This is a genomic window from Microbacterium sp. GXS0129 (genome assembly GCF_044769785.1).
Classification (GTDB): domain Bacteria; phylum Actinomycetota; class Actinomycetes; order Actinomycetales; family Microbacteriaceae; genus Microbacterium; species Microbacterium nymphoidis.
Genome location: NZ_JBIZVZ010000001.1, coordinates 1,272,995 through 1,284,947 on the forward strand (window position 1 = coordinate 1,272,995; position 11,953 = coordinate 1,284,947).

Annotated in this window: 13 protein-coding genes; 9 read left to right on the top strand and 4 right to left on the bottom strand. The window is 68.7% G+C overall.

Annotation, left to right across the window (positions count from 1 at the left end; genetic code table 11):
- Positions 1–39 precede the first annotated feature (39 nt).
- The 3 genes from ACIQJ5_RS05755 to ACIQJ5_RS05765 are packed head-to-tail and all read right to left on the bottom strand — an operon-like array spanning position 40 to position 3,334.
- Positions 40–1,689 carry a tripartite tricarboxylate transporter permease gene (locus tag ACIQJ5_RS05755; protein WP_402841752.1) on the bottom strand — a complete coding sequence of 550 codons (1,650 nt, stop codon included), beginning with the start codon at positions 1,687–1,689 and terminating at the stop codon, positions 40–42.
- Between the two features lie 56 nt (positions 1,690–1,745).
- Positions 1,746–2,291 carry a tripartite tricarboxylate transporter TctB family protein gene (locus tag ACIQJ5_RS05760; RefSeq protein ID WP_402841755.1) on the bottom strand — a complete coding sequence of 182 codons (546 nt, stop codon included), beginning with the start codon at positions 2,289–2,291 and terminating at the stop codon, positions 1,746–1,748.
- On the bottom strand, positions 2,288–3,334 hold the full coding sequence (locus ACIQJ5_RS05765) for a Bug family tripartite tricarboxylate transporter substrate binding protein (protein WP_402841758.1): 1,047 nt from the start codon (positions 3,332–3,334) through the stop codon (positions 2,288–2,290). Before ACIQJ5_RS05765 ends, ACIQJ5_RS05760 begins: the two co-directional genes overlap by 4 nt.
- A 162-nt stretch (positions 3,335–3,496) precedes the next feature.
- Here ACIQJ5_RS05765 and ACIQJ5_RS05770 point away from each other — a divergent pair, with 162 nt between their 5' ends.
- Genes ACIQJ5_RS05770 through ACIQJ5_RS05795 form a run of 6 tightly spaced genes read left to right on the top strand, consistent with a single transcriptional unit; the run spans position 3,497 to position 7,179 of the window.
- Positions 3,497–5,080: an ATP-binding protein gene (locus ACIQJ5_RS05770; protein ID WP_402841761.1), complete on the top strand. Its 1,584-nt coding sequence runs from the start codon at positions 3,497–3,499 to the stop codon at positions 5,078–5,080.
- Positions 5,077–5,751: a response regulator gene (locus tag ACIQJ5_RS05775; RefSeq protein WP_402841764.1), complete on the top strand. Its 675-nt coding sequence runs from the start codon at positions 5,077–5,079 to the stop codon at positions 5,749–5,751. Before ACIQJ5_RS05770 ends, ACIQJ5_RS05775 begins: the two co-directional genes overlap by 4 nt.
- A gap of 37 nt (positions 5,752–5,788) precedes the next feature.
- Complete coding sequence (locus ACIQJ5_RS05780; protein ID WP_402841767.1) at positions 5,789–5,968, top strand: hypothetical protein; 180 nt, start codon at positions 5,789–5,791, stop codon at positions 5,966–5,968.
- Positions 5,968–6,372 (top strand): TadE/TadG family type IV pilus assembly protein, encoded by a 405-nt coding sequence (locus ACIQJ5_RS05785; protein WP_231089727.1) that lies wholly within the window; start codon positions 5,968–5,970, stop codon positions 6,370–6,372. The genes ACIQJ5_RS05780 and ACIQJ5_RS05785 overlap by 1 nt, the downstream gene beginning before the upstream one ends.
- Positions 6,341–6,769, top strand: a complete 429-nt coding sequence (locus tag ACIQJ5_RS05790) for a TadE family protein (RefSeq protein WP_402841771.1) — start codon at positions 6,341–6,343, stop codon at positions 6,767–6,769. The genes ACIQJ5_RS05785 and ACIQJ5_RS05790 overlap by 32 nt, the downstream gene beginning before the upstream one ends.
- Positions 6,769–7,179 (top strand): hypothetical protein, encoded by a 411-nt coding sequence (locus ACIQJ5_RS05795; RefSeq protein WP_402841773.1) that lies wholly within the window; start codon positions 6,769–6,771, stop codon positions 7,177–7,179. The genes ACIQJ5_RS05790 and ACIQJ5_RS05795 overlap by 1 nt, the downstream gene beginning before the upstream one ends.
- A gap of 69 nt (positions 7,180–7,248) precedes the next feature.
- Here the strand turns inward: ACIQJ5_RS05795 and ACIQJ5_RS05800 are convergent, their stop codons facing one another.
- Positions 7,249–8,508, bottom strand: coding sequence for an MFS transporter (locus ACIQJ5_RS05800; protein ID WP_231091350.1), 1,260 nt, complete (start codon positions 8,506–8,508; stop codon positions 7,249–7,251).
- A 146-nt stretch (positions 8,509–8,654) separates the two neighbouring features.
- Here ACIQJ5_RS05800 and prfB point away from each other — a divergent pair, with 146 nt between their 5' ends.
- The 3 genes from prfB to ftsX all read left to right on the top strand — a co-directional run bounded on the left by prfB (position 8,655) and on the right by ftsX (position 11,906).
- A complete protein-coding gene (prfB, locus tag ACIQJ5_RS05805) occupies positions 8,655–9,764 on the top strand; it encodes a peptide chain release factor 2 (protein WP_231089731.1) in 1,110 nt (369 codons plus the stop codon).
- 124 nt (positions 9,765–9,888) lie between these two features.
- Complete coding sequence (ftsE, locus tag ACIQJ5_RS05810) at positions 9,889–10,995, top strand: cell division ATP-binding protein FtsE (protein WP_402841776.1); 1,107 nt, start codon at positions 9,889–9,891, stop codon at positions 10,993–10,995.
- Positions 10,992–11,906, top strand: a complete 915-nt coding sequence (gene ftsX, locus ACIQJ5_RS05815) for a permease-like cell division protein FtsX (RefSeq protein ID WP_402841779.1) — start codon at positions 10,992–10,994, stop codon at positions 11,904–11,906. The genes ftsE and ftsX overlap by 4 nt, the downstream gene beginning before the upstream one ends.
- The last annotated feature ends 47 nt before the right edge of the window (positions 11,907–11,953 follow it).

Here is an 11,953-nt window from a genome sequence, read left to right on the forward strand (position 1 = left end):
GATTCGTAGATTCCGGGCCACACGCGTCCATCGTCGAACTCAGCGGCGCCGCTTGCGCTGCGTGCGGATCGTCGAGGTGGACAGGCGTCCGCGATCCGGCTCCGGGTGAGGCTCGTGCGATTCGATCTCCAGATCCACCGTGCGGATCGTGGCCGTCGTGCTGGTGGCATCCCCGGCCTCCACCGTGCGCTCGTACCGGGCGCGGCGCCGCCGCAGCCACAGCGCGAGCACGATGATCGCGATCATCACGACGTACACGGTGACGGCGAACGGCGTGTGCACCAGATACGCCGGGTTCCCCAACCCGATCTGCATCGACGTACGCAGCTCGTCCTCCGCCATCGGCCCGAGGATGGCCCCCACCACCATCGGAGACACGGGGAAGCCGAGCCTTCGCATGAAGAAGCCCAGCACGCCGAACACTGCGATCACGCCGATATCGAACACCGTGAAGTTCGCCGCGTAGGCACCGAGCCCCGCGAACACCAGGATCCCGGCATACAGATACGGACGCGGGATCTGCAGGAGCTTCACCCACATGCCCACCAGCGGGAGGTTCAGCACGAGCAGCAGCACGTTGCCGATGTAGAGGCTGGCGATCAGCGCCCACACGAGTCCGGGGTTCGAGCTGAACAGCTGCGGACCGGGCTGGATGTTGTAGGTCTTGAACGCCGTCAGGATGATCGCGGCGGTCGCGGTGGTCGGGATGCCGAGCGTGAGCAGCGGCACGAGAACACCGGCGGCGGCCGCGTTGTTCGCGGCCTCCGGGCCGGCCACGCCCTCGATCGCGCCCTTTCCGAACTGGCTCTTGTAGGGCTCTTTGGCCAGGGAGCGCTCGGTGGCGTAGGAGAGGAAGGTCGCCACGTCGGCACCACCAGCGGGGATGGTGCCGATCGGGAATCCGATCGCCGTTCCGCGCAGCCACGGCTTCCACGACCGCTTCCAGTCCGATCGCCGCAGCCACGTGCGCCAGCCCCGGGTAATCGGGATGATCGGAATCTCCCCGTTGCGCAGCCGCGATGCCACGTAGAGCGCCTCGCCGAGCGCGAACAGTCCCACCGCCACGATCACGACATCGATGCCGTCACCGAGTTCGGGAACCCCGAGCGTGAAGCGGGCCTGACCGGTGATCACGTCCGTGCCGACGAGCCCGATGAACAGGCCGATGGACAGGGACACGAGCCCGCGCGGCACCGAGGTGCCCATGAGGGCGCCGACGGTGAGGAAGGCCACGACCATCAGTGCGAAGTAGTCGGCGGGCCCGAGCGACACCGCGAAGCGCGCCAGGACCGGGGCGAGCAGGGTGAGCAACGCCGTCGCGATCGTGCCCGCGACGAAGGAGCCGATGGCGGCGGTCGCGAGTGCGGCCGCCGCGCGTCCGGCACGCGCCATCTTGTTGCCCTCAAGCGCCGTGACGATTGAGGCCGATTCTCCCGGTGTGTTGAGGAGGATCGAGGTGGTCGAGCCGCCGTACATGCCGCCGTAGTAGATGCCGGCGAACACGATCAGGGCGGCCGTGGGCTCGAGGGAGTAGGTGAGCGGCAGCAGCAGCGCCACCGTCATCGCGGGCCCGATGCCCGGAAGCACACCGACGGCTGTCCCGACGAGCACGCCCAGAAGGGCATAGAGGAGGTACATCGGCTGCAGGGCGGCGGCGAAGCCGTCGAGCAGCAGGCTGAGGTTATCCATGGTCTGCTCTCCGTTCGGAGCGGAACTGCGGGTGGCGGGCGAAATCTGCGGTCATGTCAGATTCCGACCCAGCTCGTGAGGTAACCCGTCGCGGGCAGGGAGAGGCCGAGGAGCTGTCCGAACGCGAACCACGTCGCAACACCGAGCGCCAGCCCGACGAGAACGGCCACCCACCAGCGCTTCGCGCCCAGGGGGATCGCAGCACCCGCGAACAGGATGGTGACCGCCAGGGGCCACCCGAGAGCGGGGATCGTCACGATCAGAGAAACGAAAGCGAGCACCACGATCGCCGTGGTCACCCAGGACGTCGAGCTCTCGAGATCGATGTCCTCGCCGCCATCGGGCTCGCCGAATCTCCCGCGCAGCTGGCCGACGAACACCGCGACCGATGCGGCCAGCATGAGCCCGCCGACGGCGTAGGGGATGACACGCGGCCCGAGCCCCGCAGTGGAGGCGGGCTCGGGAATGGCACCCGCGGTGAGGAGCACGGACACGGCGAGCGCGATCAGCAGCCCGACGAAGACCATCGACTCCACGCGGTAGGCGCGACCCGGCGCCGCTGCGACCCCCGCTTCGGGGGCCGCAGCCGACGCCTCGCTCATCCCACCAGTCCGATCACCGACAGGGTGTCCTTCGTCTGCGCGATGTCATCCGTGAGGAAGGTGTCGAAGTCCGCTCCGGTGAGGAACGCGTCCGTCCACCCGTTCTCCGCGACGATCGATGCCCAGGCGTCGGAGTCGTGGACCTGGGTGACCAGGTCGGTGAGGGCCGCACGGTCGCCGTCGCTGATGCCGCCGGGGGCGATCACACCGCGCCAGTTCGTGGCGGTCACATCGATACCCTCCTCGGTGAGGGTCGGGACATCAGGGAGCTTCTCGGATCGTTCGGCACCCGACACGGCCAGCGCGCGAAGATCGCCGGACGCGATCAGCTCGGCGAACTCGCCGACGCCCGAGATGCCGGCCGCGACGTTGTTGCCGAGAAGCATGGTCGCAGCCTCCCCACCGCCGGAGTTGGCGACGTAGTTCAGCTTCTGCGGAATCGTGGCGGCGTCCAGCCCGGCGTCGGTGAGCAGCAGGCCGGCGAGGATGTGATCGGTGCCGCCGGCGGAGCCGCCCGTGATGGCGACCTGCGGGCCGTCCTTCACGATCGCCGCGATGAGGCTCTTCACATCCTGGTAGGGGCTGGACGCCGGAACGACGATCACGGCGGGCTCCTCGGTGAGCTTGGCGATCGGGGTCATGTCCTCGATGCGGTCCTTGCTCTTGTTGGTCTCCACCGCTCCCACCATCACCGATCCGGTGATCATGAGCGTGGCGGGCTCCTTCTCGGTGGCGAGGTTCGCCAGCCCCACGGTTCCACCGGCGCCGCCGATGTTCGTCACCGGTGCGGAGGAAACCAGCTTGTCTTCCGTGAGCACCTGCGAGAGCGCGCGGGCGGTCTGATCCCACCCGCCGCCGGGGTCGGCGGGTGCGATGACCTTCAGCGAGGTGATCGCCGTTTCAGCACCGCCGGCGGTGCTGCCGCCGGCGGGTGCGCCGGCCGTCCCCGAACACGCCGACAGCGCCAGGGCCGCTGTGACGAGAACGCCGGACACGAAAACGCCGCGACGGCGAAGCCGGGCGTGCTGCGTGAAAGATCGCATGTCTCCTCCTTGAGTTCCCGGCGCGGTGCGCTGCCGGGGCGATGGAGACCGACATTAGGGAGGCGACCGGCTGTGCGGAGGTTCTGGTCGCAAGAATCGTTGTGGTCGTTTTGGTCACGGACCATCCGTCGCCGCTGCCGCGAAGCGGCTAGCCTCAGGTGCGTGAGGCGAGCGACGGGGCTTCGGACGCAACTGCTGGCGGTGCAGTCTGCGATCATGCTCGTCGTGATCGTGGGAACGGGCGTGACGGTCGCGCTGGTGCAGGGTCAGCAGGTGCGCGACTCGTACCGCGATCGCATGATCGCAGTGGCCCAGTCCGTTGCCAGCCTGCCCGCGGTGCTGGACGCGTTCGATGATTCCGATCCGTCGGCGATCATCCAGCCGATCGCCGAGCTGGTGCGGGCGGCCAGTGACGTGGATTACGTGGTGGTGACCGACGCCGACGGCATCCGCTTCTCCCACCCCGACCCCGATCGCATCGGTGAGGTGGCTTCGACACCCCTGGATGCGCTGGACGGCTCGATGTACGTGGGCACACAGACGGGGACGCTCGGAACCTCCTGGCGTGTGAAGATCCCGGTGCGAGCGGCGGATGACACCATCATCGGCCAGGTCTCCGTGGGGATCCTCGAGACCGATCTGCACTCGGCGTATCTGGTGAACATCGGCTGGCTCGCGCTCGCGCTCGCGGTGGCGGCGGTGATCGGCGCTCTGCTGTCCAGTGCCACCACGTCGTTCGTCCACCGCCGCCTTTACGGGGTGGAGCCCGACGAGATCAAGCGGATGCTCGATACGCGCGACGCGACGCTGCATGGAATCGGCGACGGCATCGTGGTGCTGGATCCCCACCGCCGGGTTGTTCTCTGCAACGATGCCGCGCTCCGCCTGCTGGATCGCTCCGAGGAGTCGTCGCTGGTGGGGCTGCCGATTCGGGAGCTGCTGGACGTGGACCTGGATCAGCCCGACGCGGATTCCGGTCCGCAGCAGCTGGCGCTGGCCGGGGAACGCATCCTGCTGGCACGCGTGGATCCGGTCATCGTCGACGGGAGAAGGGTCGGCACGGTCATCATCCTGATGGATCGCACCGAACTGGACACGGCGCTGCGCGAGCTCGCCGGCGCCCAGAGCATCGCCGAGGCGCTGCGCGCCCAGCAGCACGAGTTCGCGAACACGCTGCACACGATCGGGGGGCTGCTGGAGCTGGGTGAGCACGATGCGGCGAGCAGCTTCATCGAGCGGGCCAGCGGCGACGACGCGGATTCGGGAGGTCTGCCCGCCGACCTGCACGATGTCGAGGTCGCGGCGCTGCTCATCGCGAAGCGCGCGCGTGCCCGGGAGGCCGGAGTCCGTTTCGAGGTGCGCTGCCGCGGTACGGTCTCCGCAGCGGGTGAGCACTCGCGAGACCGGATCACGGTGATCGGAAACCTCGTGGACAACGCGATCGAGGCGGCCGGGCGCGATGGGACCGTGGAGGTCGCCCTGGAGGAGGACAGTTCGGGGGCGCTGCTCATCACGGTGGACGACGACGGCCCGGGTATCGCCCCGGATCGGCGCGATGACGTGTTCTCCCTCGAGCACACCTCGAAGGGCTCGCACGGAGGACTGCCGCGCGGCTATGGCCTCACCCTGGTGTCCCGTGTGACCCGCCGTGCGGGCGGCGGCGTTGTCGTCTCTGACTCATCGCTCGGCGGCGCCCGGTTCGAGGTGCGACTGCCCCGCAGTACGGCGGTGGTGGCGAACACATGAGCGGGCTGCGCACGCTGATCGTGGAGGACGATCCGCAGGTCTCGCGCGTGACGCGCGGGTTCGTGGAGCGGCATCCGTCCTTCATCGTCGTCGGCACGGTCGCCACCGGCCGGGCGGCGCTGGAGGCGATCGTCTCGATGAAGCCGGATCTCGTCCTGCTGGACATCTATCTGCCGGACATGACCGGCATCGCCGTGCTGCGTACCGCGCGCGCCCACGGGTTCGGCGGCGAGGTGGTGCCCGTGACCGCGGCGTCCGAGCTCGACACCGTCCGGCGGGCGCGCCAGCTGGGGGTGCGTCACTACCTGGTGAAGCCGTTCACGATGCGCGCGATGCACGAACGGCTGGATGCCGTCCACGTAGCGCTGACGGAGGAGCGGCGCGCCGCGGCAGACACCCTCGATCAGCGGGCGATCGATGACCTGTTGCGCGACCGGGGAACGGTGAGTGCGGCCAGCGAAGGCTCCGCGGTCACGCAGCGGCGCGTGGCACTCGCTCTCGCCGGCATGCCCGACGGCGCCAGCGCGGCTGAGATCGCGGCGCTGACCGGTCTCAGCCGAGTGAGCGCGCGGCGTTATCTGCAGCAGCTGCTGGAAGCCGGGCAGGCACTCGTCGAGCCGCAGTACGGTGCTGCGGGACGGCCCGAGCTGCGTTATCGGCCTGTGGATTAATCCCGTCTCATCCGGGCTCGACTGACAGCGTAGGGGCATGCTGAAGAGGATGCGCCTGCGGGCCCAGGAACTGATCCACGACGAAGCCGGCGACGTTCCCGGGTGGGTGCTCATCACGATCATGACCGCCGCGCTGGTGATGGTGATCTGGGCTTTCGCGGGCCCGGCGCTGGTCGACCTCGTGGACAACGCGCTGAAGGGTGTGCAGTTCTCGTAATGCACGGGACACCGGGGCTCTGGCGGGACGAGCGAGGCTCCGCCGTGGTGGAGTTCACGCTGGTCGGCACGCTCCTCACGCTGCTGACGGTGGCCGTGATCCAGATCGGGATCGCGGTCCACATCCGAAACATCGTGCACGACGCGGCCGTGCAGGCGGCCTATGAGGCGGCGCTCGCCGACGTGACGCCGGATGAGATCGAGGTCGTCGTGCGGGAAGTGGTGAGCTCGTCTGCGGGTTCCGATCTCGTCGGTGCGGTCCATGCCTCCCGCAGCGATGCACTGGGCGTGCCGACCATCGAGGTGCGCGTCACGGCGGTGCTGCCGCTCATCGTCTTCCTCGGCGTCCCGGATGGACTGGAGGTGGTGGGCCGTGCGCCGATGGAGTCGCTGGTGGTCGGATGACGCCGGCTCGGCGTCGCTCGAGTTCATCGTCGCGGGCGTGGTTCTGCTCGTGCCGATCATGTATCTCGGCGTCGCCCTGAACGGCGTGCACAATCAGGCCATGGGTGTGCAGACCGCCGCGCGGCAGATCGCCCGCGTGCTGAGCGGCGGATCCGGCTCTGCCGACGCCGTCCTCGCGGCGGTCGCCGCCGAGTACGGGATGGAACCGGACGCCATGCGGGTCGAGATCTCCTGCCGGCCGCTGTCGGCTCCCTGTCCGGCACCCGGCACGTTCGTCACGGTGCGGGTCGGCACCTCCGCCGTGCTTCCGCTGGCGCCGGCCGTGCTCGACATCGCGCAGTCCACCGCGATCCCCGTTGAGGCGATCGTCGTGCACCGTATCCCGGACGGGCGCTGATGATGCTCCGGGATGAGAGCGGGAGTCTGCTCCCGCTCGTGATCGGCTACGGCGCGCTCACCGCCGTGCTGATGGTCACGACCATCGATCTCGCCAGTCTGAGCCTGGCGCAGCGCAGCCTCGACGCCGTCGCCGAGGCAGCCGCGCTCGCGGCCGCGGACACATTCACCCTCTCTGTGACCGATGGTGTGCCGCTCGCGGTGCTGAGCCCATCGGGAGTTTCCCGTGGCGCCGCGGCGCTCATCGCAGCGACGCCGGGGGAGGCGGCGCTGGTCGAGTCGAGTACGCCGGATGGTGCCAGTGCGGTCGTCACGGTGGAGACGAGGTGGCTCCCACCGCTGTTCAGCAGCGTGGTTCCCGCCGGCGTGACACTGCGATCCACGGCCATCGCCCGTACGGCCGTCGGCTAGTCCGGGTGAGGGTCTGGAGCGGTTCCGGACGGCGTAACGCTGCGCTCTACGGCCGTCGGCGAGTCCGCATCAGCCCTCGTCGGCGTCCGGATCCGTCGGCCGCCGCTGTGCGCCCGGGATGAACTTCGGCACCCAGCGGATGAAGCCGAGGGCTCCGGCGAAGGCCACGATGCTCATCAGGCCGGTCGCCCACGCCAGCGACAGCAGGGCGGTGATGGCGGAGATGAGAACGGGTGCGAGCGCGCCGCCGGCGTCGGTCAGCGTTCGCCAGGATCCGAGGAACGGCGCGGGGTCGTGCTGAGGGGCGACATCGGCGCCGAGCGTCAGGAGGATTCCGCTGGACAGACCGTTTCCCACACCGAGCACCATGGCGAACGCGGCGAACCACATCGCCGAGCTCGGCAGATCGTGCGTCAGTGCCAGAGCGCCGAAGCCGAGGCCCATGAGAAGCATGGCCGGCAGCGCCGCCCAGAGCCGGCCGAAGCGATCCATCACCTGACCGCTCGCGTAGAACAGCGCGAAGTCGATCGCTCCGGACAACCCCACCACGAGGGCGATGGTCTGCGCATCGAGCCCGATCGAAACGCCCCAGAGCGGAAGGATCGCCTGACGCGCGGACCGCACCGCCGACAGCGATGCCGCTGCCACACCGAGCCGTGCGAGCACACCGCGGTAGCGCCACATGGTGCGGAACACGCCCTCGTGAGAGGGGATGATCGCGATGCCGCCGGTGATGGGCTCACCGGTGTCGGCGGGAGATGCCTGGCGGGGCGTGGGCCGAGTGGGAAGCGGTGCCACCGTCTCCGGGTCCGGGCCGAACAGCACCAGCGCGACCGCGGCGATCAGGCACAGTCCGAGGAACCAGATGCTCGCACGCTCGTCGCCGAACACCCAGAGCAGACCTGCCGCGACGAACGGCCCGATGAACATCCCGAAGCGGAACGAGCCGCCCAGCAGCGACAGCGCGCGGGCGCGGAAGGACAGCGGGACGCGCGTGGTCATGAACGAGTGCCGCGCCAGCGCGAACGCTGCTGCGCAGAACCCGATGACCAGGGCCGCCGCCATCAGCATCCCGACCCCGGTCGCGAAGGCGAGGAGTCCCACGCCGACGAGGGCGAGGAGTCCCGAGATGATCATCGTGCGCCGTTCGCCGAAGCGTGCGACGGCCCACCCGGCGGGGAGGTTGCCGCACAGCTGACCCACCACCAGCGCCGCGACGATCAGCGACGACATGGCGATGTCCGCGCCGAGCTTGGTGGCCAGTACCGGCAGCAGCGGGACGACAGCGCCTTCGCCCAGGCTGAACAGGACCGTGGGGCCGTAGATCATCGGGGCGAGGCGCTTGAGGATCTCGCCGGTGGAGGGTGCGTCTGTCACTGTGCTCTCTCTCCGTCCCCTCACAGGGGACTCCATCACCCTACGCCGCTGCGGTCACGCCGCGGAGGAGGGTCTGCGACCGCTAGGCTAGGAAGGCCATGCTCGATTACGAATTCACCTCCCAGATCGCCGCCGTCCGATCCACGTTCGATGACATCCGTGCCGTCGTGGACGTCGACGCGCTGCGCGCCGATATCGCCCGACTCAGCGAGGAAGCCGGTGCGCCCGATCTGTGGGATGACCCGGAGGCCGCGCAGAAGGTCACCAGCGCCCTCAGCCACAAGCAGGCCGACCTCGGCCGAGTCGAAGCGGTCGAGCGACGCCTCAACGACCTGGACGTCCTCGTCGAGCTCGCCAACGAGATGGAGGACGCCGACGCGGAGCAGGAAGCCCGCGACGAGCTGGCCGCCCTCGAAGGCGTGGTGAGTCAGCTCGAGGTGCAGACCCTGCTGGACGGCGAGTACGACGAGCGCTCCGCGGTCGTGACGATCCGCTCCGGTGCCGGCGGCGACGACGCCACCGACTTCGCCGAGATGCTCATGCGCATGTACCTGCGCTGGGCCGAGCGGAACAAGTACGCCGTCAAGGTCATGGACATCTCCTACGCCGAGGGCGCGGGGATCAAGTCCGCGACCTTCGAGGTCGACGCCCCCTACGCCTACGGCACCCTGTCGGTCGAGGCCGGCACCCACCGCCTGGCGCGCATCAGCCCGTTCGGCTCCGCCGACAAGCGCCAGACCAGCTTCGCCGCCGTCGAGGTCATCCCCGTGATGGAGGAGGCCGTCGAGGTCGACATCCCCGAGGGTGACCTGCGTGTGGACGTGTTCCGTTCGTCCGGCCCCGGTGGTCAGTCCGTCAACACCACCGACTCCGCTGTGCGCCTCACTCACATTCCCACCGGCATCGTGGTGTCGATGCAGAACGAGAAGTCGCAGATCCAGAACCGCGCTGCGGCCATGCGCGTGCTCCAGACCCGACTCCTGCTGCTGAAGAAGGAAGAGGAAGCCGCGAAGAAGAAGGAGCTCGCCGGTGTGATCACCGCGAGCTGGGGCGACCAGATGCGCTCCTACTTCCTCTACGGGCAGCAGCTGGTGAAGGACCTGCGCACCGGTTACGAAGTGGGAAACCCCGCAAGTGTCTTCGACGGTGACCTGGACGGGCTGATCTCCGCCGGAATCCGCTGGCGCAAGCGCAAGACTGAGGACTGAGCCCTCGTGGGAGCAGAGCGCCGTGGCCTTCGGGTCGCGGCGCTCTCGCATTCACCGACCGAATATCGGGCGGCGGGTGTCGCTCTGCTGTGCGGCCGCGGGCCCGACGTAGGCTGATTCGGCCATGATTCGGTTCGAGAACGTCACCAAGCGCTACCGCGGCACACCCCGTCCCGCGCTCTCCGACGTCGACTTCGAGATTCAACGCGGTGAGTTCGTGTTCCTCGTCGGCGCGTCGGGATCCGGGAAGTCGTCGTGTCTTCGCCTCATCCTCCGTGAGGACATCCCCACTGCCGGTCGCGTTCTCGTGCTCGGCAGTGACACGCGGAAGATGTCCAACCGGCGGGTTCCCTACTTCCGCCGCCATATCGGCTCCGTATTCCAGGACTTCCGCCTGCTGTCCACCAAGACCGTGGCTCAGAACGTGGCCTTCGCCCTTCAGGTAACCGGTGCCAGCCGGGCCCTGATCCAGCAGTCCGTGCCAGAGGCCCTCGAGCTGGTCGGCCTGCAGGACAAGGCGAAGCGCATGCCCACAGAGCTCTCCGGTGGTGAGCAGCAGCGCGTCGCGATCGCGCGTGCCATCGTCAACCGCCCGCAGGTGCTTCTGGCGGACGAGCCGACCGGAAACCTGGACCCCGCGACGTCGACCGACATCATGCAGCTCCTCGCACGCATCAACGCGAACGGCACCACCGTGGTGATGGCGACGCACGAGGCCGGTTTCGTCGACCAGATGCAGCGTCGCGTGATCGAGTTGCGTGACGGCGTGATCATTCGCGACGACCGGCACGGTGGCTACGGTGACACCTCGGCGATTCCGCGCCTGGAGGCGTTCACCGAGCGCGGCGCGGCATCCGCCGCCGCGCTGACCGCGGTGCTGGAGGTGCAGCGCGAGGTGGCCGCCGCCGTGGACGCGGGAGATCCCGCTGTCGTCGTGGCTGCCGCCGTCTCCGTCCCGGTGGCGGAGTCGGCAGACGTGGTCGCGGTCGTCGCCGAGGCCGATGCCCCGTTCGGAACCGGGGAGCGCGAGTCGGAGAGCACGCAGGCAGCAGAGACTCCGACGCCGCCGATCAAGCGCCCCGCGGTGGCTGAGCCAGCGGCGGATGCGGAGGCGCGGCCGATGACCCGCCCCATCGCGCTGCCGGACGTCCAGGTCGCCGAACTCGGGGTCGCCGACCGGCTGGGCCTCAGCGAATACGACGACAATGACGAGGTGGGTCCGACATCATGAGGCTGGGACTCATCTTCTCGGAGGTCTTCCAGGGCTTCCGGCGCAACGTCTCGATGGTGATCTCCGTGATCCTCGTGACGTTCGTGTCGCTCACCTTCGTGGGCGCCGCCATCCTCACGCAGTCCCAGGTGGGCAAGCTCCACGACTACTGGGAGGACCGTGCTCAGGTCGAGATCTTCATGTGCACCTCGACTGCGATCGGCGACAACTGCACCGACGGCAACGCGACGCCGGAGCAGATCGAGGACGTCCGCGCTCAGCTCGCGGGCGGGACTCTCGGCCCGCTCATCGCGAACGTGCAGGAGATCACGCAGGCGGACGCCTACCAGAGCATCATCGACCAGCGTGGTGAGGAGTACGCGAGCGTCTTCGCGCCCGACAGCATCAACGCGTCGTTCCGTGTGAACCTGAAGGATCAGTCGCAGGTCACGGTGATCGAGGAGGCGTTCCACTCGACGAAGGGCGTCCAGGAGGTCAAGAACCAGATGAAGTACCTGGAGCCGCTGTTCCAGGCGCTTCAGGTGGCCACCTACCTCGCGGTCGGAATCGCCGCGCTCATGCTGATCGCCGCCATCCTCCTGATCGCGACCACGATCCGCCTCTCCGCGGTGGCGCGTCGCAAGGAGATCGGCATCATGCGGCTGGTGGGTGCATCGAACCGCTTCATCCAGACCCCGTTCGTGCTGGAGGGCGTGCTGGCGGCCTTCATCGGATCGGTGCTCGCCTCGGCGGCGCTGTGGGCTGCGGTGCAGTTCGGTGTCATCGGCTACCTGACCGGTCGCGTCACCTTCATTCAGAGCTGGATCGGCCTCAACGACGTGTGGGTCGTGATCCCGATCGTCGTGGGGCTCGGCGTAGTGCTCGCTGCGCTGTCGGCCGGCTTCGCGATCCGGCGCTGGCTGCGCACTTGACGCGTCGTCGCCACGCGCCGGCGGTTGATAGACTGATCGGCTGCCGC

Coding starts and splice junctions, on each gene's coding strand:
- ACIQJ5_RS05755 (WP_402841752.1), bottom strand. CDS start 1,689: ATGGATAACCTCAGCCTGCTGCTCGACGGCTTCGCCGCCGCCCTGCAG.
- ACIQJ5_RS05760 (WP_402841755.1), bottom strand. CDS start 2,291: ATGAGCGAGGCGTCGGCTGCGGCCCCCGAAGCGGGGGTCGCAGCGGCG.
- ACIQJ5_RS05765 (WP_402841758.1), bottom strand. CDS start 3,334: ATGCGATCTTTCACGCAGCACGCCCGGCTTCGCCGTCGCGGCGTTTTC.
- ACIQJ5_RS05775 (WP_402841764.1), top strand. CDS start 5,077: ATGAGCGGGCTGCGCACGCTGATCGTGGAGGACGATCCGCAGGTCTCG.
- ACIQJ5_RS05780 (WP_402841767.1), top strand. CDS start 5,789: ATGCTGAAGAGGATGCGCCTGCGGGCCCAGGAACTGATCCACGACGAA.
- ACIQJ5_RS05785 (WP_231089727.1), top strand. CDS start 5,968: ATGCACGGGACACCGGGGCTCTGGCGGGACGAGCGAGGCTCCGCCGTG.
- ACIQJ5_RS05795 (WP_402841773.1), top strand. CDS start 6,769: ATGATGCTCCGGGATGAGAGCGGGAGTCTGCTCCCGCTCGTGATCGGC.
- ACIQJ5_RS05800 (WP_231091350.1), bottom strand. CDS start 8,508: ATGATCTACGGCCCCACGGTCCTGTTCAGCCTGGGCGAAGGCGCTGTC.
- prfB (WP_231089731.1), top strand. CDS start 8,655: ATGCTCGATTACGAATTCACCTCCCAGATCGCCGCCGTCCGATCCACG.
- ftsE (WP_402841776.1), top strand. CDS start 9,889: ATGATTCGGTTCGAGAACGTCACCAAGCGCTACCGCGGCACACCCCGT.
- ftsX (WP_402841779.1), top strand. CDS start 10,992: ATGAGGCTGGGACTCATCTTCTCGGAGGTCTTCCAGGGCTTCCGGCGC.